Annotated in this window: 19 protein-coding genes and 1 pseudogene; 9 read left to right on the forward strand and 11 right to left on the reverse strand. The window is 42.1% G+C overall.

What is annotated here, in order from left to right; translation table 11 throughout:
* Positions 1-97: 97 nt before the first annotated feature.
* Positions 98-223 (reverse strand): annotated as a pseudogene (locus JT717_RS28930) (DUF4276 family protein); the annotation flags it as partial.
* Positions 224-299: 76 nt separating this feature from the next.
* Between JT717_RS28930 and JT717_RS25995 the strand changes: the two are divergent.
* Entirely contained in the window at positions 300-509 is a 210-nt protein-coding gene (locus JT717_RS25995) for a transposase (protein WP_205514134.1), read from the forward strand.
* A gap of 1,009 nt (positions 510-1,518) precedes the next feature.
* Here the strand turns inward: JT717_RS25995 and JT717_RS26000 are convergent.
* The 7 genes from JT717_RS26000 to JT717_RS26030 form a co-directional block, all read right to left on the reverse strand.
* Positions 1,519-2,184 (reverse strand): hypothetical protein, encoded by a 666-nt coding sequence (locus JT717_RS26000; RefSeq protein WP_205514135.1) that lies wholly within the window; start codon positions 2,182-2,184, stop codon positions 1,519-1,521.
* Between the two features lie 690 nt (positions 2,185-2,874).
* Positions 2,875-3,573, reverse strand: a complete 699-nt coding sequence (locus JT717_RS26005) for a hypothetical protein (RefSeq protein ID WP_205514136.1) — start codon at positions 3,571-3,573, stop codon at positions 2,875-2,877.
* Positions 3,570-4,079, reverse strand: a complete 510-nt coding sequence (locus JT717_RS26010) for a hypothetical protein (protein WP_205514137.1) — start codon at positions 4,077-4,079, stop codon at positions 3,570-3,572. The genes JT717_RS26005 and JT717_RS26010 overlap by 4 nt, the downstream gene beginning before the upstream one ends.
* 690 nt (positions 4,080-4,769) lie before the next feature.
* Complete coding sequence (locus JT717_RS26015) at positions 4,770-6,176, reverse strand: ComEC/Rec2 family competence protein (protein ID WP_205514139.1); 1,407 nt, start codon at positions 6,174-6,176, stop codon at positions 4,770-4,772.
* A gap of 17 nt (positions 6,177-6,193) precedes the next feature.
* Positions 6,194-8,173: a gluzincin family metallopeptidase gene (locus JT717_RS26020; RefSeq protein ID WP_205514140.1), complete on the reverse strand. Its 1,980-nt coding sequence runs from the start codon at positions 8,171-8,173 to the stop codon at positions 6,194-6,196.
* 42 nt (positions 8,174-8,215) lie between these two features.
* Entirely contained in the window at positions 8,216-9,109 is an 894-nt protein-coding gene (locus JT717_RS26025) for a hypothetical protein (protein ID WP_205514141.1), read from the reverse strand.
* Positions 9,110-9,129: 20 nt separating this feature from the next.
* Positions 9,130-9,705 carry an N-acetylmuramoyl-L-alanine amidase gene (locus tag JT717_RS26030; RefSeq protein WP_205514142.1) on the reverse strand — a complete coding sequence of 192 codons (576 nt, stop codon included), beginning with the start codon at positions 9,703-9,705 and terminating at the stop codon, positions 9,130-9,132.
* Between the two features lie 1,697 nt (positions 9,706-11,402).
* On the opposite strand from JT717_RS26030, the gene JT717_RS26035 reads away from it, so the two are divergent.
* The 3 genes from JT717_RS26035 (at position 11,403) to JT717_RS26045 (ending at position 14,347) form a co-directional block, all read left to right on the forward strand.
* A complete protein-coding gene (locus JT717_RS26035) occupies positions 11,403-12,050 on the forward strand; it encodes an HAD family hydrolase (protein ID WP_205514143.1) in 648 nt (215 codons plus the stop codon).
* Between the two features lie 602 nt (positions 12,051-12,652).
* Entirely contained in the window at positions 12,653-13,444 is a 792-nt protein-coding gene (locus JT717_RS26040; protein WP_205514144.1) for an SDR family NAD(P)-dependent oxidoreductase, read from the forward strand.
* Positions 13,445-13,519: 75 nt separating this feature from the next.
* Entirely contained in the window at positions 13,520-14,347 is an 828-nt protein-coding gene (locus tag JT717_RS26045) for a helix-turn-helix domain-containing protein (protein WP_205514146.1), read from the forward strand.
* A gap of 155 nt (positions 14,348-14,502) precedes the next feature.
* Here JT717_RS26045 and JT717_RS28695 read toward each other — a convergent pair whose 3' ends face one another.
* Entirely contained in the window at positions 14,503-14,631 is a 129-nt protein-coding gene (locus JT717_RS28695) for a hypothetical protein (protein WP_255553046.1), read from the reverse strand.
* Between the two features lie 81 nt (positions 14,632-14,712).
* Between JT717_RS28695 and JT717_RS26050 the strand changes: the two genes are divergently transcribed.
* Together JT717_RS26050 and JT717_RS26055 are read left to right on the forward strand one after the other, a co-directional pair.
* Positions 14,713-15,369 carry a Crp/Fnr family transcriptional regulator gene (locus JT717_RS26050; protein WP_369411757.1) on the forward strand — a complete coding sequence of 219 codons (657 nt, stop codon included), beginning with the start codon at positions 14,713-14,715 and terminating at the stop codon, positions 15,367-15,369.
* Positions 15,370-15,484: 115 nt separating this feature from the next.
* On the forward strand, positions 15,485-16,234 hold the full coding sequence (locus JT717_RS26055) for a glucose 1-dehydrogenase (RefSeq protein WP_205514147.1): 750 nt from the start codon (positions 15,485-15,487) through the stop codon (positions 16,232-16,234).
* Between the two features lie 27 nt (positions 16,235-16,261).
* On the opposite strand, the gene JT717_RS26060 is transcribed toward JT717_RS26055, so the two are convergent.
* Positions 16,262-16,633, reverse strand: coding sequence for a winged helix-turn-helix transcriptional regulator (locus JT717_RS26060; RefSeq protein ID WP_305068084.1), 372 nt, complete (start codon positions 16,631-16,633; stop codon positions 16,262-16,264).
* Positions 16,634-16,727: 94 nt separating this feature from the next.
* Between JT717_RS26060 and JT717_RS26065 the strand changes: the two genes are divergently transcribed.
* From JT717_RS26065 to JT717_RS26075, 3 genes are all read left to right on the forward strand, one after another.
* Positions 16,728-18,119, forward strand: a complete 1,392-nt coding sequence (locus JT717_RS26065; RefSeq protein ID WP_205514149.1) for an MFS transporter — start codon at positions 16,728-16,730, stop codon at positions 18,117-18,119.
* 89 nt (positions 18,120-18,208) lie between these two features.
* A complete protein-coding gene (locus tag JT717_RS26070; RefSeq protein ID WP_205514150.1) occupies positions 18,209-18,946 on the forward strand; it encodes a helix-turn-helix domain-containing protein in 738 nt (245 codons plus the stop codon).
* 183 nt (positions 18,947-19,129) lie between these two features.
* Positions 19,130-20,074: an NAD(P)-dependent alcohol dehydrogenase gene (locus JT717_RS26075; RefSeq protein ID WP_205514152.1), complete on the forward strand. Its 945-nt coding sequence runs from the start codon at positions 19,130-19,132 to the stop codon at positions 20,072-20,074.
* Between the two features lie 84 nt (positions 20,075-20,158).
* Here JT717_RS26075 and JT717_RS26080 read toward each other — a convergent pair whose 3' ends face one another.
* Positions 20,159-20,935, reverse strand: coding sequence for an isocitrate lyase/PEP mutase family protein (locus JT717_RS26080; RefSeq protein WP_205514153.1), 777 nt, complete (start codon positions 20,933-20,935; stop codon positions 20,159-20,161).
* Positions 20,936-20,965: the final 30 nt, after the last annotated feature.

Here is a 20,965-nt window from a genome sequence, read left to right on the forward strand (position 1 = left end):
GAGGTTCTTCACACAATTGCAGACCATCCTGTTAATAGAGTTCACGAGCTACTTCCTCATCGCTTCAAAAAATAGTTCTTACGTGTTTTTGAGCAGCTTAGCAATATGTACTTAGTCGAAGGCATACGTTAAAACGTGGACATTTTGCTCTTATGCGGTCCAAGCCAATTGCTTCTGAAAGGATATCTCCATAAACGATTTTATTATATCCTCTTATTATACGCTGAAGTCTATTGTCGACTCCCCCAAAAGTCGCCCATGAACAGTTAGAGAAAAATCTTTAACTTGAATGGGTCAGTATGAAAAAAGTACGATTCACAGAAACGCAGATTATCTCCATTATTAAGCAGCAAGAAGCCGGTATATCAGTAAAAGGTCTTGCTCCGGAGCATGAAATAAGCGAAGCTCCCTTCTATAATTGGAACGCTAAATATGGCGGTATGGAAGCCAATGAAATGAAACGGATGAAAGACCTGGAAGAGGAAAATAACAGGTTTAACGTATTGTAGCCAACCTTACACTCGAGAATGATGCCATCAAACATGTGCTAAAAAGTTCAGCGGCCTGACGACAAACGGGAAGCAGTGCGTATATTGGTAAGAGACAAACATGTGAGTGTTCGCTAAGCCTGCAGATTGATCGGTATTCCCCGACCATGCAGGTACAGGAAGATTCCCAAAGATGATAGTATGCTTATGGACGCTGGAAGAGCTGGTTAAAAAGCGGCCGACCATCGGGTTTTGGTACCGCCTGCGAATCCACCCTATTTTTTGTGGCGTACCGCGCATTTCAACGCGTCTTCTAGGACTCGGATTACCCGCAAACTAGGTAGCGAGGTATCTATCTCTATCCATAGCGATTTCCGGTTATAATCTTCGTTCAATAAAAGCGTTCTGCTCCTGAAGGGCTTAATCAGGTATGGAGTATAAATTTTATGAGTGATAGCCTTGTCGACGGACGAAGTTTCAGAATTCTAAAATGTTAATGAAGCATACCAGTGTAACCAGACGCGGCTATACAAGGTGTACAAGCTCTTAAAGCTGAATATTCGCCGAAAGTTGAAGCGACGACTGCCACAGCGGGTCTAAAACAACCATTGATCGTCCGTTTATCGCTAATAAACTCAAGGCCATTAACACCGGTTAACCCGGTTGTATACATTTTAATTCACTGCAGTTATGGTCTGAGGGTACAAATATTCGTTGTTTCTACTTTTTCCTGCTGAAAGTAGCTTCCTTGGGTGGTTTCGATCAGCCTCTTTCCTGGCTTCATTTTTAAATAGCCCGTTAAACTCACTTGCAAATGCTTTTTAAACTCCATTTTAATTTCTCCTTTTATTTCCGCGCGCGAATTCATTCACTAAAACATTACAAGGGATGCTATTACTGCCGAGAGATTATTGACTTCATTTTTGATTTCCTGGTTGAGCAAAACCAAAGCGTCTGTTTAAATAATTAGAAGTATAAAAATAATTTACGTCGCTTCTATAATATTTGGAGAACGAGGTGAGTATTCGCCTTATTTCGGATCCGGTTTTTGATCTGGCATTTTATAAATCGAATAATCAACTGTCAAGTTAAGTTCTTTAGCAATTTCTTTCAATAGCGAAAAGTAGGTATTAAATACTTGGGTTCTATTATCCTCCTCACTAAACATTTCTGCAAATTCGGTCTCTTTCATAGAGCTGTCCTTTTTACAGTAGTCAAAATGTACTTTATACTCGCTCCTGATTTTTGCGTCGCCACCCATTTTCTGATAAGGTTTAAAAGTGGCCGTCATAAAAGCATCGTAAGCTGATTTAAATGGTGTGTCAAAATAAGGGCTGTAAGTATAAACAATTTGGTCTAATATCCTTTTCTTTTTAATTATGTCCAATGGCGTAATGTCTTTCCAATGTCCAACGTAAATATGATAACAGTAGAGATCATTAAGTAGAGTTCCGACTTTGTCGTAAAAGGCTTGTCGGTTTTCAAAAACCCTATTATTGTTATGTAGCAGTTTGTTGTTCTGATCTAACTTTTCATTCGTCTGTTTTGTAAACACAAAAATAGCAATAGGCGTAAGCAACGCAACTAAAATTTTTACAACTTCTAAGCTATTCCAGACACCTTTTTCAGGCGGAGGTTCAATGGTGGTCCTACTTACTCTGGTATTAGTTTCTCTGTGTTCATTTTTGCCTAACATAATTTTACAAAATATTGGCTATTTATTTAACGTAACGCATAAGTCATCAGTATATACCATATATTTTTAGAATGAGAGCCGAAATTTATTGTTCAATTATTCACCGGATAGTTGTTCTGTCGGAAATCCCGGAGGTATTACCATTCCTAAATCTTATTTTTTCTTTCTGATGCAAGTTTACAATTAATTACTTAATTGAAAATGGGTGCTTTTCACGTTTTTACAAATTCTTCCACTCTATTTTACTCTATCTCTACATTGCTTTAAAACAAAATTATAGGCAAGGAGCAGCTTCCCAAAACTTTTTAACCAGGTTTCGCCTTTTGTAACTGGTCTACATTAATATATCTACGAAATGCTTTTCAGACCTGTGCACGCTGACGGTCATTATTAAATCCGCAGGTGTTCAAGCCAAATATGGATCAAATCAGTTTTTCGGGATTAGATTGTTAAGCATAAATTTTAGCGAGTGTGAATAAGAAGAAGTTGATCTCCTTTACACCCCTTGCAGAGGCGCTAAAAGATTTTGATTTGGCATTAAAAGCTTCTGTTCAAATTTCCTTTTCAGTAGATTGCCCTTGTTATGAGTCATTGCTACCACTGGGTAATACCTGTAATGCAAACGCTTTTTTCTGAATGTGCCTGCTGGCGTATTTGCCGCTATTCTTCTAACTTGCCTAACGATTTCTCCTAGTCCACCACCGCTTCCATTTGTATCGAAGTCATAATGGTTCGGTTAAGATCTCCAATAGGTGCACACGAACACGAATCTCCCTTGGAAGCAGGATAAATATTAAAACCAAATTTACAATACAGCTTTTGAATATCATCATAACCATATCGGTCAATGTAACTCCAGAGTGCTTCCTGAAACGTCGAGAGATGTTGTTCGGTACTCGGTTTTCCTAAGATTCCTACCTGATACCGCAGATAGGGTTTTATGTCTGCCAAACTCATCAGATTCGCTTCTTCATAGCGATTAAACAAACTTACTTTATCCAGGTAAGCATCAAAACGATCGCGAATAAATGCTCTTTTCCTCCCATCCAAGTCCTCGCTGAGAGAAGTTGGAAAAAGGTATTCTGAAACATTATCCCGCTCCAAAAATGTATCTCTTTCATTTGGGAAGCGCACTAGTCTGGAATAGTAGTCAACAAAACTGGTCACAAATATTACGTTAGTGTCCGCATTAAATTTTTCGAACTGTGTCGCAATAAATTCCCCCTTCCGCCACTTTTCATTTCCTCTCAAATTTTCAGAGGTAAAATAAATGGTGATGGCAGTCGCTACCAGGCCGATATAGGCGGGAAAAACCGACCAGTTTATAGATTTTTTTTTCTCCGGCTCTAATGGTTTGAGCACCAAGACTAATCGTTTAATGAGATTCATGGTTTCTTCTTTAAGCGTAATTCTGATTTAAAATTTTTAATCGTACTCACCATCTTTTGATAACTCGGGTTCACCGTTAAGCGCACCCAGAAAAAATTGTTATCACACGAATTAATGGTACCTCTAAAAACAATCTTCACTGTCTTATCCTGATTGCTGTTTGAAAGAGTTTGGATATAGTTCTCCTTTTTCTGGGAGAAAAAGTCACCAACCTGCTCTCCCACTTTTTTAAAAATGGTAATTTGGTCGTGCACCTGTTGTTTCTGACTTTGGTTTTGATGCTGCACTGGCCGACAAACTTTGGCATCAACTTTACTTAAAAAACTGTTTGCATCAACACCTTCAGGCAGATCAATGAGTATGGTAACAGAATCTTTGTCACCAATTTTGTAATATGGTTTGTTTAATGCCTCGGTCTTCCCATTAATCTGTAGTTGCATGTTGCCTTGAGCTATACCATCGACAAAATATAACAGCAATAACAGGGAAAAGAAGAAATCTTTCATAACGGTGTTTTTTGTTGCCATCGAAAAGAAAGATGGCAAAAGGTTAGTCGTGCCATCACGGACATCCGCCCGGAAATGCACTTCAGTTTTGGCTGTTTTCGTTATTAGTCACGGAGATGTTTTACAATAGGATTCCAAGTCCATATTCTTACGCACATCTGTCTCCAATATATCCGCCATCTTTTGAAGTGTCCTCAGCAGTGGTTTTACAAGTGTAAACCGTTCATTTACCCGTCCATCTGCAAACAAGTGCACACTGTCAATAAATTCTGGAAATTGTTCCATCGCTGACCATAATTTTTTTATAGGTCCGAGCTTCTGCGTAAACAACTCCTGCTGCGTTAATTTGTTTACTTCAAGGTGTCTACCTCTACACGGCCCCAAATTTTTCTGAGGACCGCTACAGAACACTGTTTTCTTCAAAGTTTTGCAATAGCCATGTTGGATGCCGTCTATTACGATAGTTTAATTATTCGGTATACCAACACACCCGTCGTTCAAAGCCCTTTTCGCGTTTATTCCGGTTAAAAGCGACAATGGCTCCAATCCAGGTTCCAACAAAAGCGGCAATCAATGTCACCAGGATAGTCGATTTTGTTGGAATATACTTTCCCATTTTATTTCCTATAAAAATTAAGGGTGGCAGAGATTTTAAAAATCAACACAATTTTGCAGAGAGGGGGCGATGACTTATGTTACTACGTATTCAATAAATAAATGTCCCCCTGTATTGTCTTTTCCAATTCTTATTTTGGGTTTGAAATCCTTATCGGTTTTAGCAAACGGAAACTTATAGCAATTGGTGCTATCGGCTTTGTGAAAGATGGTATCAGACCGCAAAACCCTTCCACAGGTTTTCCGATTATAACCCAGCATCATACCAGGGCGTAACATCGAAAACCGCCGTTTTTTGCTGATTTTTTCGTTCACAGGCACCATGATCACCAGTTCTTCGGTGTTCATCAAATCAAGACTTTCCAGCAAAGTGGCATTGTGCGAACCGTGATGGCCAGCCTTGTACAATACGGTTCGTGTCAGCAGGTCATAGATATCCACGTTCGTATTCTCAAAACTGACGTCCTTCCAGCTCTTCCAGTTACCAATTTGTGCATCCCCAACAAACAACAACACTTTGCCGCTTTCAACCAGTTCAAACGCCAGTACAAGACTACTGTTATTCGTTAACGAATGCATGTGTAGCGACACGCGCCCTACCTCACTGAGCCATTCATGATCAATACGGCGCCAGGCATTGTCCTTTTTGTTATAAAGACCTTTGATGTAATCTAGGTCCCGTTGGTCGCCGTCATGGGTGGAGTACTTTTTGTTAAACGGAAAATTTTCCATCGATTTGGTGGTGGTCACAGAACTCGAAAGTGAACTCAGCGCATCGGCCATCAGGTTGGTCGATGTATCCATGTTCATCAATTCCATCATGGCACCCAAGCCATGTACGCCTTCGCCCTTGCCCGGATTTAGTTTCCGCATCAGTTCCGGATCGGTAGGAGGTCCCAGTACATACACCTTCACCTGGTCATTACCAATAAGCGGAAGGTCAAAATGCTGCCCCGGTATTAAAAATTTCTTTTTATTTTTTGACCAGGTCAATAAATTGGTGATTGCTTCACCACCGGTTTGGTCTTCTGCAAACAAATCAAAGCCTTCTTTACTATGCAACATTTTTCGTACCGATGCCACGCTGTTAAACTTATCCTTAACCAGTTTTTTGATCCGTTTGTTTTTATTCCAAAATTGTTCGGTGCGTTTTCGCATGGTAATGGCTTCTGGTCCACCGGGATCATCCAGATAACTGAGCCATACTTCTCTAATCTTCATTTTTTTAAACACAGAGACGCAGGAAATAAAACCACTTAGATGGTCTCTGTGCTGGTGCGTCAACACAATCGTCAGGGGCTGATTACCAACTGTTTTCTGAATGTCTTCCGCAATCTCCATTTCGCGATCGTCATTGCCACTTTCATAAGAACCAAAGTCTATGAGTACAAAAGACCTTTGCTCTTCTTCGGAAAAGGTTAATAAAAAACAATCGCCCAGATTTAGCTGGTTATACATTTTAACCGATACGCTGGCAGGCATATTCGTTTGGTTTCTTGTTAGTGAATGTGTAAAGCCGCAAAGGGTTCTTCGCTTTGCATCAGCAGGGCGGCGTTTTCAAACTCACCGATGCGGTTCATCGAATATTCCAGTTGCGATTTTAACCGCTGCGAGCTCGATATTTTTTTCACAATTGCATACTTGATTTCGTAGGTGCTTAGGTCAATGATCACTGTGCTTCCACCCCGAAAGTCATACTTGTCATCCAGAAAAAATCCCTGGTAAGAACTTCCCTTTAAGTCCACGTAAACTTTTTGCAAAAAGGTGATTAGCAAAAGTTTCGAGGAGTTGCCTGTGCGGTTGTTATGCTGGATGAAAGGGCGGCAGCGGTAAACCTGAAACACGTTTCTTGCTTTTGCCCTTAGTTTAATTTCACGGCCAAAAACACGATCCTCAAAATGATACGAGATATCCTTAAAGTTCATCCCTAACAATTGCTCAAGATCTTCAACATAATAGGCGAACTTTTTGTCAAACATGTAATGCACCGCTGCACACAATCGCTTCGATTCTTCAAAAATGGCTTTGCGTTCATTCTCCCGAAGAATTTTTTCAATACTGCGGATGACTTCATTGATTCTTGTATTGGCAATGTAACCCCGCTTGTACCGCGATCCCATGTCGGGGTTGAAAATGTAATGAATCGCTTTTTTCAACGCATCAACCTGCGTCTTCTTATCCGCGTACTCTTCAAGCGGTTGCCACATGAGCGACTCCACCGAATAATTGTTTACGTCCGTCGGTACCACGCCCCAGCTACGGAACGATTCCAGTAAGCCATAACGTAAGCCATCTTCATCTTCTGGACTGTGTTCCACATCCGCCGTGATAAGAGCCCGTAGATAGTCCCCCAGGTCAAGGTCTACAGGTGGACAATAATCTAGTGCGCGAATGCAAATCAGCATGAGTTTGTTGGCAATATCACATGCTTCTTTGGAAAGACATTGCACGAGGTCCGGGTCAATCTCACCTTGAGCAAGAATACCGGTCCCGTTGGTCGCCAGTCTAATTAAATTGGCCACCCTGTGTTTATAAAGTCGCGCAAATGCATCAAATACGGCAGCTACCAGTATCCCGCCTCTTGCGTGCGGATCTGTAGTACTGGCAAGTTTCGAGGGGTCCGGTTTGATCAGTTGAATCTTGCCGTCTTTGTCGTTTTCAACAAGAAAACTGCGCAAGGCCCGGCGATTTTGCGAAACGGCCTGCCCAAATTGAATGGCCAAGTCCCCGAGCAGGTTCTGGGGCGAAAGCAAATCTCCTCTTGAGTTGCGAATTTGTTCTTCCACTACCGATTGAAAGGTAAAACGTTGAAGCAGTGCAATGATGTCGGCGAATCCTTCATGAAAAGCAAGCATATCATCGTTGGTATCCTTTCGCAGATAGGGATGAAGACTATCAAGGATCGCATGGGTGGTTTCATGTGCCACAATATCCGGAGATAGACAGGTGAAGACAGCTGATTTGGGCACGTTGTTACCCGTCCAGTGTTCGGCTGCCTGGAAGTAGCCGAAGAGCAGCGCTACCTTCTGAGGTGAATAAAAAGCATTTTGCTGTCGCAAGGCATGCGGGTAGATTCGCAGCTTTTCTACAAACTCATGATTAAACTCTGTTCTTCCGGAGTCATCTTTGTCAATCATACGAGACCAGATAACTTTTCGCCCCAGCGCCTTTTCAAATTGACTAATAATGCTCATTACTACCACATAAACCTGCTGTTGGTGAAATTTAGGGTCACCCGCTGATAGAGGGAGGCCATAGTCAGACAGCACATACTCTTCAATTAAATTCAGAGGTTCATAAAAAACCTGTTTCGTAGGGTCATAATCGATGATTTCGATATAATCACCACAGGGACCAGGAGATATTTTTTCCCATTTTATTTTATAAATAACCTCGTTGGTTTGTCGTCGTTCGATTGTGGATGAAAACGAGGGGTCAAACGCATAGCCTCTGAGCTTGCGGTAATAACGTTTTACCATATGCAATCGTTCTTTAGTAAAAGTTTCGTTTTAAGAGACGGTTTAGCCTTTCTTTTTCATAGCTGTCACTGCTTGTGGTTTGTTTCTTGAAGGCTTCTTAGCCTTTTTCATCAGTTTGTTTTTGGCAAGGGAAAAGCCTGTAACAGTACGAAACAGTTCCATTTCTTCTCTGGTCGGTTTGAGATTTTGTTGGGTTGTTCCATTTAGGGCTAAAACGGCACCGGCTGCCACTGGCGAAGGCCGCTTCAATACAATTGGCGTCAAACCAAACTTTATATCCAAGGAATACTCCTCAGTACTGGTCGATAGTTCGCCATTGATATTCACGCCCCAAGCACCTCCCTTTGTTTTACCCGTGAACTTTTTGTATTTTTTCCGGACAATGTTTTTTTGAATAAACGCTGTCACAGCAAACAGGTAGCAGATTTCTGGATCATCCATCAGATTTTTGTGGGCCACCATCCATTTTTCGATTCCCTCCACCCAGAAAGAATCCTGCATATCAATCGTTCCACTTGCCTGGTCAAATACAATCACTGAGAAACTCGAATCAGCAGACAATTCAGCAGATAAATAATTCAAAAAAGAAACACCCGCAGCCAGTTTCTGATCAACAATCAGTGAGCTACGGAGTAGTGGTTGAATGGTCTTTGATTTTTCATTCACTTTGTGCGGAAGAGGATAAGGAGTGAGCTCCACCGGAAACCCACCCGCGTTCAGCGATGTGGGAACCTTGCCATTGTTTTTCCGAATTTGAAAAACCTGACCAAGCAAAGCAAATGGATCGGAAGCATAGGCGTCAGCATCAATAAACGCCATTTGCAAATTGAGTTGCATTTTTTTGATTGCTTCTTCTGGTTCCAACAGTTTTTCCTGCTTGGCAATGGACTCATTCATTGCTTTGTTTACATGCTTGGGATCATTACTCTTTCCCATATGGTTTTGTTGAATTTAAATTAAGCGACTGGTTTAATGGGGTGTTCACCCGCGTGTCGTTGAACCATTAGATCCTGCACTTTTTGGATGATCTCCAGTTTTCGTACACCTTTTCCCGGACAGGCATGGGTCGTCAACGGGTCTTCCCTGTGCAGCCGCATGGTGTAAGGATCCAGGCCTAAAATGGCATTCAAGGTTGCTAGGGCCGCTGCAGTGTTTTGAAATACCTTTAGGCCTCTTCCTTTGGTAAAATCTTCCTTTTCAAAATTGCCAAGCATTTCAATGCCCAGCGCCACCTTGTTCCAGGAAGGCGAATGAGTCCCCGACACAGTCAGGGGGGTAAAAACCCAAATGAGGCGATCATCAATAAACAGGTGAGGCCCCGATTTCCATTTTTGGGTATCGCGGTAAAAGACCTCCAAGCTTTTAATATGTTGCGCTGTAAACCCATTAGGCCTTTGCGCAAGCGTCGGAATGGCGGTATTGTGCAACACAATGAACGAAGGGCGCCACGCCGTCCAGGACAGCTCATGACAATAACTATCGAATTCTTTTGGTGAATAACTCGTACCAATGATACCTTTCCAGTTGGCCATAAACAGTTGTTTAATATTGAAACAATGTGTGAAATGGAAATGGTTCGTATGGTTTTGCGAAGGATATTTTCATCGATTTTGGTTCAAAGCAAAAATAAGTTATCGATACCACAGGCGAAACGTTATGGCAGGTATAACAGGATCTTATTGTGTGCAGAAAAAGTTGTCGTGCGGATTAAATATATTACACAGGAACAATTAAAACAGGATAGTAAATTTTGTTATTTCACAACCGATTCTATATCCTGTTAATGTACTTAACAATAACGTTTGGACTGGTAAATCATTCGCTTCGTGAAGTTTAGTAGTATCATAGATTTCCTCACCCACCATCTGAAACCTCGTTCGGTAAAGCTTTGTGTTGACTTTTAAGATACCTGGGAACGTGAAGCCATTTTTTACACTTAGCTGGATAGTGTAGTCCGATTGCAAATTAGGTGAGTTTTAGTTCCTGGCCTACGGGAAAAACACCTGAAATTGTACATGACTGCATTCATGCCACCAATGCGACCTTTACAATAGATGCCTTTGTTAAGCTGCAAGAAAACCCCGCACTAATGCGGATGTGCGCTCTTAAAAAGAGAATAACAATTGCTTTAAATGCATGTAGTGTTTTTGTACGGCTGAATTTGAATGCCTTTAGTGTCCGTCCATGATTCTAATCTTGTTAATCTTTTACTCGCCGTAATATGGTTTTTATTCCCTTGAGTAAACTTTCAAGTTGAGCATATCGGTTAAAAAAATTATGGAGCCTTAACAAATAACAACGGCGAGCCTGCAATCGATAACAATATCGAATTTTCAGTAGTAAGGATAGTTGTTTTTTGGAGATTCACTTGACGAAAAGCTCGACTGAATATATACCGATTGAAAATTAATAAGAAAGGAGCCTTTGAGTCGACTGTCCGATCCGAAAAATATCGCATAAAGCCCATGCCCAGCGCGGGTTTCCTGTTGTGCGCCATGCATGGCGGTAAACTTGACGGTGGAAGTCCGTTATGAGGTTTGTAATCGCCAACCATTATCCAAGAGCAAGAGTGTCCACCGCGAATGGAATCTGAAGGAGCTTAAAGCAAAGTTCCGGCCTGAGGAACACGAACACTATCAGATAGAATCTGTTCGGACGAGCTTGCATCAAAAAGCCAAGTTCGAGGAAACGGCCATTTTCTTTTTGGAAATCCGCTATGCTCCGCCTCACTTCGCTCCACCTGCCTGGGGGAATAAACCCCTAATACGGTTACTTAACAACAGTTACACAAAGAACTTTATACTACCTTGTAAATATAAGAATGCATAATGGCTCTTGAATGAGCAAGACCATTACAGCTATAGAACTAAAGTTGATCTAAAACAGTTGGAGTAATGATGTATGATCATTTATCGGTAACCGTACACTTTATTCCACAAAGAACACTCGTTCAGTTATTTTACTGATGCCGTTGGTAATTCGATTCGATCCATTATGTTATTTGTGTAGGTAAGAAGGATCACAAGAAGTAACAGAACAATTTCCTCGAGCCAGCTGTTGCCCGTAAAACCAGGTAGGAAGTATTATTATGTGATGTTCTGATTAACGCTTCTTCGATACCTGTAAAAAAGTTCTCTTCAAAATTTCTTATTTGAAGATATGAGGGTAGCTTTTTTTCGACGTTTTTATTTTTCTTTGTACAAGCATCTTACAGAAGAAACGATATACTATGTCAAAGTTTAAGGCATTCATTTTTGACCTCGATGGCACAATTGCAAATACATTGCCCTTATGCATTCAAGCCTTTCGAAATGCGATCAGTCCCCTGGTGCAGCGAATTATCACCGACGAGGAAATTGTGGCAACGTTCGGCCCATCAGAAGAGGGCACCATAAAGGCATTAGTCCCAGAGCAATATGATCTGGCTTTGTCCAATTACCTGCTCCATTATGAAGAGCTACATGACCAATGTTCAAAGCCCTTCGAGGGAATGGCGGAATCATTAGAGGAACTTCGGAATAAAAATGTGCGACTGGCAATGGTTACAGGTAAGGGACCGCGCAGCACCGAAATTTCTCTTAGACGGTTTGGACTCGAGGACTATTTCGAGTATGTAAAAACGGGCTCTGCCGCAGGGCCAATAAAACATCAATGCATCGATACTATATTGTCTTGTTGGACAGATATTAAAAGAGAACAAGTTATCTATGTCGGAGATGCTCCTACTGATATACTTGCGTGCCGGCAGGTTGGCATTCCCATTGCCGCCGCAGCATGGGCGCCGACTGCAAGCCCTGAAACTCTTTTATCGCTGGCTCCTGATTTTATTTTTTACGATGTAAAAAAATTTACGGAATGGGCTATTTCGGTTATTTAGAACCGGATTGCCGTTGCTTATAACCGTTTCTCTAGTGCCTTATATAGTGCTTTAATAAAGCGCTATATTAATACATAAGCTCGTAACATTCCAAGGTGTCGTGTGCAACTTAATGGACCTTTCAAATATGCCTTTTTAACATGCCTTATTACGTTTGATTCGCCTTCCATAGTTAGTGGTAATTGCGGGCGGTAGGCGCTGAATTCCATTTGAGCATCTTGGTGCTCGGGTTTTGGAGATATGTTTTCATTAGCTATTGCATTACTCAAATTTCATAGGAACTTTATATAAATTTTGGTGTGGCGTAGTTGAAATCATATATGGGAAATGTTCCATTTTCGGCCTGTGCTTTTTTTACTTCCCCGGCTGAATAAGTTAGTGTCTTCATTGCTGTTTGAGGCAGTCGCTTTGCCTGTGATAGTTGCAAGCACTTTGTTGACGGTATTGGCTTCGTACGGGACCGTTTTGTTGTAAGAGCCGCCCAGCTAGCCAGTTGAAGTCAACTTTGCAACTGGCCTTTTGAACAAATCAAATTCGGACTTTTGAACAAAACTGTCAAATGATGTGATTGGTAATTTTGTCTAAATAAAAATGTTATAAAAATGTCAGACAAAATTTACATGGGAAATGATGCGGGCAAAGTCGCAGTTGTCATTGGAGCAAGCTCAGGTATCGGCCAAAGTGCGGCTATTGAAATTGCACGACGTGGTGTGGGTATCATCTTAACTTATAATAGTAACAAAGAAGGAGCCGAGCAGACTGTCCAAGCAATTGAGAATGCTGGCGGCAAAGCTGTCGCATTACCACTTGAAGCGGGTGAAAGCGAAACATTTGTAGCATTCAAAGATGCGGTAGCCAGGCAGCTCAGCGACAAATGGCAGCGAAGCACTTTTACCTACCTGGTTAACAACGCCGGATTCGGACAAATGGCATTGATAGAAGATACAACGATAGAACTATTTGATAAATTTGTCAACGTGCTATTTAAAGCCCCCTTCTTTATCACTCAGAAGTTATTACCTATGCTGGAGAATGGGGGAGCAATTGTTAATGTGACCAGTAATTCCGCCTTACCAACGGTTGTGGCTGAAGGTTACTCGGTATACGCTTCAGCAAAGGGCGCTCTAATGGTACTTACCCGTTATATGGCCAAGGAATTCAGCAAACGTGGCATCCGGGTTAATTCTATTGCGCCCGGGCCTACAAAAACCCGTTTTGCTAACGACGCCTTTGATAAATATCCTGAGGTGATCGCTCCTCTTGCTGCACAAACTGCACTGGCAAGACTGGGACAGCCTGATGACATCGGGAAAGTTATTGCATCGGTCTTATCCGACGAATGGGGTTGGATTACTGCACAGAACATTGAAGTATCGGGAGGGTTTAAATTATAGTTCGCCGGCTGTTGTAGTCAATTGCTATAAATGAGTTGTATTTTTGCAGGGGACTAAAATTGGTATTATTGAATAATGGAATTTAAGACAAAATATATCACACCCGACATTAAGCTGTCTTGCTATGAAGGGAAGCCGTATAAAACAGAATTGGCCTTTAAGCATCATATGCTGATATGGTTTATTTCAGGAGAAACAAAGATTGTACAAGCAGACACCAGTTATCTTTTTAAGTCAGGTGATATATTTTTAATTCCCAGGAACCAGTTGGCCTCGATCATTAATTATCCGAAGGATGGCTTGCCACATAAATCGGTAGTCATGCATTTGACCACAACAAGACTTCGGGATTTTTATGCAGGGCTAAATATAAAACCAGCCGGGATGCCCATACAAAAGATAAGGACTTTCAATGGGCATCCTTTATTAGATAGTTGTTTAGTATCGTTGATACCTTACTTTGACGTTCAGGAAACGTTTCCCGAAAAGATCGCTTCCTTAAAAATTACTGAAGCCATTAGTATTTTAAGGGAAATTGATAAGGATGTCGATGATATTTTAGCCAACTTCGAAGAACCCGGCAGGATAGACCTGGCAGACTTTATGGAAAAGAATTTTATGTTCAATATGCCGCTGGAGAAATTTAGCTACCTGACCGGTCGCAGCCTTACAACTTTTAAAAGGGATTTCCATCAAGCCTTCAATATGACCCCACGAAGATGGCTTACGAGAAAAAGACTGGAATCAGCTCATTACCAACTGGTCGAAAAGAACAAAAAGCCGGTCGATGTATATCATGAAGCCGGGTTTGAAAACCTTTCGCATTTTTCTTATGCATTCAAAAAGCATTTTGGATATACACCTACAGAAATTAAGCACGCGCAAAAGGATAAAACCCTATAATTTAAAAGAAGAGCAAAGCCGTGAGCCGGACTTGCAATCTCTTTACCAGCGTCCTTAGTAATAGAACTTCCTGGAACATCAACGAAATAAAGCACCATTACAGAGTGAATTCGGCCGTTAGCCTCTATTTCCCTAGTCGCATCCTGATCAACTCTTTACACAATTTTTTGATACGCACTCGTCGCCAGGAAATAAGCCGCTTCGAACAGGGAGATGCCTGACGGATTTTTAATGTTTTTACACGCCTCCATGGCAATACCAAATACAAGGGTACTGTCTTCCATATATTATTATCGATGTAAATTAAAGCGACCTCCGGATGGCCTCTTCATCTGTTTGAGAACTTTAAAATAACTTCTTTCCCAGTGAAGATATTCGAAGGGTGCGGTGGTAATAAATCTCATAATTTTGTGGTAAACCGGCTATTTGCAATGGGGCGTACAACTTCCATAGATAGTTATGTTCAGCAGTTTGTTAATTTGGATAATGAAGAGTTGGCAACTTTCTCTGCCGCTTTCAAGGAAATAAGGGCTCAAAAAAGACAATTTTTGATACAGCCAAACTTTGTAGCCAGGCACCGGTTTTTCGTGCTTAAAGGCGCCTTAAGGGCCTATGTAGTGGATGAAGAAGGTCAGGATCGCACCATTCAACTCGCTATTGAACAATGGTGGATATCGGATTACAACAGCTATATGTTCCAGCAACCGGCAAGCATGTTTGTGATGGCGGTAGAAGACAGCACCTTGTTACAAATCAGTTTCGAGGACGAACAACGCCTCAAAAGCTCGAATTATAAATATGAAACATTTTTCCGCATCATTGCCGAGCGCGCCGCCGCTTTTATGCAAAGACGCGTAATAACCAATCTTACCAAATCAGCTGAGCAGCGCTATGACCTGTTCTTAGAAAAATATCCCGCCATGGTTAATCGCTTTCCTCAGTATGTAATTGCGTCATATCTGGGTATGACTACTGAATTTCTTTCCCGCATTCGCAACCAAAAACTCCGCTTTAAGGGATGATCAGCATAGAAAAGTTGAACTAGTTCAACCATTTTTATTAACCTGGTTCATTTTTAGACGCCAGCCATTTTACCATTTTTGCCTGGTAATACTGAAACAATAAAAGGTATAAACTATGCAAAAGTTAAAAGACAAAGTAGCTGTTGTCACAGGTGGCGGCAGTGGTATTGGACTCGGCATCGCAAAAGCATTTGCCGCAGAGGGGGCCCAGGTGATTATAACCGGCCGTAATAGAGTTACGCTTGACAAGGCTGTTGTCGAAATCGGTTTTAACACTGTCGGCTTGCAGGGCGATGTTTCAAACCTGGCCGATTTAAGTGAAATCTATAGCACCGTGGCTAAAAAGTTTGGCCGGCTCGATGTGCTTGTGGCTAATGCCGGTGTATATGTTATAGGTCCACTCACCTCCTTCACTGAGGAAATGTTTGACAAGGTAAGCGATATCAATTTCAAGGGAACCTTTTTTACCGTGCAAAAAGCACTGCCTGTATTGAATGATGGCGCTTCCATTATTCTGGTTTCTTCTACCGTAAATGGTAAAGGTATTCCTAATCATGCGGCTTATGCCGCCACCAAAGCGGCTACACGCTCACTTGCAAGAAGCTTTTCAGCCGAATTGATCGACCGCAGGATCAGGGTGAATGCGCTTACACCCGGACCGGTACATACACCCCTGTTTAATACGGTAACTAGCAGTGCTGAAGAAGCAGAAGCCATGGCAGAAAATATGGGGAATTTCACTCCGGTGAAAAGACTGGGTACACCTGAAGAAATTGCTTCAGCAGCATTATACCTTGCCTCAGATGAATCCTCTTTTATGCTTGGATCCGAGATACTGCTCGATGGTGGCCTAAGAGATCTCTAAAAAGAAGATTATGACAACCTGGGCCTCTTACTTTTTATGCTCATCATACAACTTACCCCACTCACACAAAGCATCCATGATGGGTATGAGTTTTTTGCCCAATTCTGTCAGCTTGTATTCCACGCGGGGCGGTACTTCGGGAAAAACGGCGCGCGTTAAAATGCCATCCCGTTCCAGCTCCCGCAATTGGGCGGTAAGCGTGGTTTGCGTAATGTATTTCATCTCTTTTCGTAACTCGCCAAAACGCTTGGGGCATTCTTTACGAATACTGTCGAGCAGTAAGAGTTTCCACTTCCCGCCAATGGCCTGAAGCGCAGCGGTCATTGGATTTTTTTCGTTCTCTACCAAATTATTTTGATCGCTAACAGCCTGGTGTTCAATAATAGTACTTTTTTTCATACTTAGTATATTATACGGCCCTACTTGTTTACTAAGGTGGCCATCTTCAAATTTGAGGTTGCTAAAAGAAAACATTCAAGATACAGATTAGTTTATGGATGCCTCATTTTATCAATCTACTGTTACCGTTTCGCGCTGGGTTTCTTTACTTATTGTATCCACGGCGGCCTTTTTGTCGGTTGTTGACCTGTTTATCGTAAATGTCGCATTGCCTTCTATCCGTGCTGGTATTCATGGCACCCATGGTGATACGCAGCTGGTGATTGTGCTTTACTTACTGGGCCATGCCGCCTTTTTGATCACTGGTGGCCGCCTGGGTGATCATTATGGCCGGAAAAAAATATTTGTATGGTCAATGCTTTTATTTACACTGGCCTCTGGTTGTTGCGGAATTGCACAGAACGCTACTCAGTTGAATATAGCCCGTTTCTGCCAGGGCGCTTTTGCCGCCTTTATGGTGCCGCAAAGTATAGCCTATGTGCAGGTGCTGTTTCCAAATCATAAAGACAGGGTAAAAGCATTGGGCATTTATGGCGCCATTGCTGGTACTGCTTCTGTGATCGGACAATTCCTGGGTGGCGTTCTTCCTGAAATGGATGGTGTAATTGCCGGCTGGCGCTGGTTATTCCTGGTGAATCTGCCGGTGGGACTGCTTTCTGCCTATATAGCCTGGCGCTTTTTACAGGAGTCAAAACCTGCAAACGATAGCCGGCCAGATCTCTTCGGCGTGGTATTGCTGAGTATTGCGCTTGTCTGTTTGATCTTTCCACTCATCAGGGGGCGTGAATTGGGATGGCCATTATGGAGTTTACTGTTATTACCCGTTTCCGTATTGCTATTGATAGTATTTGTGTATGATCAGCGCCGCAAGCTAGCGTCGGCGAAACCATACCTTATTGATCTGCGTTTGTTTGCTTTTCGTGATTTCAATGTAGGACTGGGTGCAGTGATCGCTTATTTTATTGTGCAGGATTCTTATTTCCTGATCAATACCATTTTGTGGCAATCGGGTTTGGATATGGGGTCGGTAACAACGGGTAATTATTTTGTGCTCCAGGGAATTGGTTATGTAGTCGCAGCGCTTACCTCGATCCGGCTTGTAGGCAGGTACGGTAAGAAGGTGTTACAGGCCGGCGTTTTGTTAATGCTGGTAATGCTTCTCCTGCATATATTACTAATAGAAAACCGGCATTTGTTATTGATCGTGCTCTTTATGTATGGAATGGGCTGTGGATCGGTGCTGCCATCACTACTAACCCTGGCATTGCAAAATATTCCGCCAACGATGGCAGGCACAGCTGCCGGTACCTATGTGACCTTTCAACAAACAGCCATTGCATTGGGCGTATGTATAACCGGTGGATTGTTCTTTCAGTTATTGGGCGATTCGCCATCATTACACCAATGGCTGCTGGCTTATCGATGGGCTACAGGGGTGAATATGTTCTTCCTGGTAATGGTGAGTTATTTTTTGTGGCGGCTATAGATATTATAAATACCTGATGAATTTTGATGGATGTTTATTCAATCCAGGGTTTTTTGTAATTTTCACGACCGACAGCGATAATAAAACACATGATCAAAGAGATCAATAATCCTTTTATACTAGCCCTGCAGGCGCGTAATCTTACTGTAGACATTCATCATCATGCAGCATATCAAATCGTTCTGTCAAATGATGCTCCTTTTAATTCAACGATCAGTGGAACTTTATATGAGCGCATTTACGGTTTTCTCATAAAGCCCCATATTGCACATTTCTGCGTTGCAGAAAAAGGAACAGTAAATGTATTGAACATAGAACCCTATTCCGCTATCGGCCTTGAACTGGCAAGTAAAATAAAAAAGAAGGAAGAATATATTGTTTTCAACTCTCCAACCGAAATAAATGCTTTTTTTCAGCTGCCGAAAGACGGTTTGGATGTGCACAGCCTAATTAATACGTTGCTATCCGGATTATCACCTGTAGAATATGATGAAAGGGTTACAAAGATCGTAGATTACATTAAGGTGAATTACTTTCAGTCGGATATAACACCGCAAACATTTGCCGATCTGGTCTTTCTTTCACCATCCCGGCTGGCTTCTCTCTTTAAAGAGCAGACTGGCAGCAGCCTTTCCAAATATCTATTATGGACACGGTTACGCCAGGCAATTTATATGGCGCTTTCTGAAAAAGACAGAAGCCTTACTGATATTGCTTATGAGACCGGCTTTTACGACCTCCCTCAATTCAATAAATACATGTATGAAATGTTTGGAATGCCGCCTAAAGCTTTAAAAAATAGCACCGATTTGATTCAGATCTATTAGCGCAGTTGTCCCATTCGTGACATGCTTAATGTGACAGTAGATGCAGCGGCGCCTTCATTTTAAAGGCGCCTTTACTTTTACATCGCCGACTTTAAACGGCAAAACAGTGATCTGATACAAGTTTGGCAATGCGGCTGTTTGCAACTTTGTGATATCATTTTAATTAAATAATAAAATAATATCATGAAAGCAATAGCGTATAAAAAATTCGGGACGGCAGATGTTCTGGAAACGATTGAACAGCCAAAACCTTTTATTCAACCGGATCAGGTACTGGTAAGGGTGAAAGCATTTTCTATCAATCCGTTGGATTGGAAAATCCGCAAAGGAGAAATGACGCTCATGTCCGGCTCAAAATTTCCAAAGCACACGGGTACCGATTTCGCCGGGATTGTGGAAGATCTCGGGGCTTCAGTGAGTGGCTTCCAATCAGGCGATGAAGTCTTTGGTGTAGTTAAAAATTTGATGAAAGAAGGAGCTTCCGCCGAATATGTTGCCGTGCCGGCTTCTTTGGTCTGGAAAAAACCATCCGGTATCAGCTTTGCCGAAGCTGCTTCCATACCGGTAGTGGGTACTGCCGCCATTATAGCATTACAAAAAATGGGTACTATCAATTCACAAACCAGAATTCTAGTAAATGGCGCCACCGGCGGTTTCGGCATGTTCTTACTCCAGTTATTAAAACAACATGTCGGCCATGTAACGGCAGTAACCAGCGCAAAAGGTGCAGAACATGCAAAAAAATGGGGGGCAAATACTGTTATAGACTATACTAAGGAGAATGTACTTGCTAAGCAAACTACCTACGATATCGTTATCGATCTATCGGGCAAAATGGGATACAAAAATGCCCGGCAAATCATGAGATCAAAAGCCCTGTTTCTAAACCCCACGCCTAAGCCAGTTGAAATGCTCACGTCATTTTTCAGGAACTTTTTTACTGGTAAGAAGCATGTTGTAATACTGTCAAGCCCCTCCAATAAATACACAGATCTTTTGTTACATGCACTGAAGAATGGGCTGCAGGTTCAGGTCAGTAAAGTGTTCCCGTTTGCTCAATTTAAAGAAGCGTATCAATATGCTGAACGAGGTGGATATATCGGCAAAGTTGTCGTAGAAACAAATTAAGAACTTCTCAAAATATTCACAACATTTCGTAAGAATATTAAAAAAGGCTGCCCGCGAGGCAGCCTTTCTCATGGCTTTACTTATTTATGATAACAAGGCCCCAAAATCTTTCGCCTGCCTGACCGACCCCGCTAACAACCCAACCTGCTCATACACCTTGTTGAATAAAAATGGGCCCATACTTATCCGCTTCACGCCCAGCTTTTGCAGGCTGTCGAAATCCGGTAGTCCTGGTACACACATCACGTTGACCGGTAGTGTGGTACTCTTAACCGCTTCGGAAATGTCGGCTGCTTTACTGATAAAGGGTAAAAAGATGCCATCGGCCCCGGCCGCTTCATACACCCGCAAACGCTCCGCCGTCGCTGATTTCGTATCGGCTACTTTCAATAAATACGTATCACAACGTGCATTAATAAAGATATCACGACCATCAGCGGCCAGTTTATTTTTGATATAGGCGATCCGTTTGGCGAAGGCCTGTGCATCCTGCACGACCCTGGCAGATCCTGAGATCATTGAATCTTCTATATTGATGCCGGCAATGCCCAGGTCAACCAGCTTGCTGATATTCGCATAAACAGCTTCATCGGTCTTGCCATAACCCATTTCAAGATCGACGGTTACCGGTATCTGCACCGTGGCGATAATGCGGCGAATGATCAGTAAGTACTCGTCGAAAGGCATCGCTTCGCCGTCTTCATAACCCAGGCCATTGGCCACCGCTGCACTCGATGTGGCCACCGCCGGATAGTTTTCATATTGAATTTGCAAGGCGCTTTTGGCGTCCCAGATATTCGGTAAAATGAATAAATCGGGTGACTGGTGTAATTGCCTGAATTGTTGAAGGGATGATGACATAATTTTCTGTGTTGGGATGAATAATATGTT

The sequence above is a fragment of the Longitalea arenae genome, assembly GCF_016924755.1.
Classification (GTDB): Bacteria; Bacteroidota; Bacteroidia; order Chitinophagales; family Chitinophagaceae; genus Niastella; species Niastella arenae.

Coding starts and splice junctions, on each gene's coding strand:
- JT717_RS25995 (WP_205514134.1), top strand. CDS start 300: ATGAAAAAAGTACGATTCACAGAAACGCAGATTATCTCCATTATTAAG.
- JT717_RS26000 (WP_205514135.1), bottom strand. CDS start 2,184: ATGTTAGGCAAAAATGAACACAGAGAAACTAATACCAGAGTAAGTAGG.
- JT717_RS26005 (WP_205514136.1), bottom strand. CDS start 3,573: ATGAATCTCATTAAACGATTAGTCTTGGTGCTCAAACCATTAGAGCCG.
- JT717_RS26010 (WP_205514137.1), bottom strand. CDS start 4,079: ATGAAAGATTTCTTCTTTTCCCTGTTATTGCTGTTATATTTTGTCGAT.
- JT717_RS26015 (WP_205514139.1), bottom strand. CDS start 6,176: ATGCCTGCCAGCGTATCGGTTAAAATGTATAACCAGCTAAATCTGGGC.
- JT717_RS26020 (WP_205514140.1), bottom strand. CDS start 8,173: ATGGTAAAACGTTATTACCGCAAGCTCAGAGGCTATGCGTTTGACCCC.
- JT717_RS26025 (WP_205514141.1), bottom strand. CDS start 9,109: ATGGGAAAGAGTAATGATCCCAAGCATGTAAACAAAGCAATGAATGAG.
- JT717_RS26030 (WP_205514142.1), bottom strand. CDS start 9,705: ATGGCCAACTGGAAAGGTATCATTGGTACGAGTTATTCACCAAAAGAA.
- JT717_RS26035 (WP_205514143.1), top strand. CDS start 11,403: ATGTCAAAGTTTAAGGCATTCATTTTTGACCTCGATGGCACAATTGCA.
- JT717_RS26040 (WP_205514144.1), top strand. CDS start 12,653: ATGTCAGACAAAATTTACATGGGAAATGATGCGGGCAAAGTCGCAGTT.
- JT717_RS26045 (WP_205514146.1), top strand. CDS start 13,520: ATGGAATTTAAGACAAAATATATCACACCCGACATTAAGCTGTCTTGC.
- JT717_RS28695 (WP_255553046.1), bottom strand. CDS start 14,631: ATGGAAGACAGTACCCTTGTATTTGGTATTGCCATGGAGGCGTGTAAA.
- JT717_RS26055 (WP_205514147.1), top strand. CDS start 15,485: ATGCAAAAGTTAAAAGACAAAGTAGCTGTTGTCACAGGTGGCGGCAGT.
- JT717_RS26060 (WP_305068084.1), bottom strand. CDS start 16,633: ATGAAAAAAAGTACTATTATTGAACACCAGGCTGTTAGCGATCAAAAT.
- JT717_RS26065 (WP_205514149.1), top strand. CDS start 16,728: ATGGATGCCTCATTTTATCAATCTACTGTTACCGTTTCGCGCTGGGTT.
- JT717_RS26070 (WP_205514150.1), top strand. CDS start 18,209: ATGATCAAAGAGATCAATAATCCTTTTATACTAGCCCTGCAGGCGCGT.
- JT717_RS26075 (WP_205514152.1), top strand. CDS start 19,130: ATGAAAGCAATAGCGTATAAAAAATTCGGGACGGCAGATGTTCTGGAA.
- JT717_RS26080 (WP_205514153.1), bottom strand. CDS start 20,935: ATGTCATCATCCCTTCAACAATTCAGGCAATTACACCAGTCACCCGAT.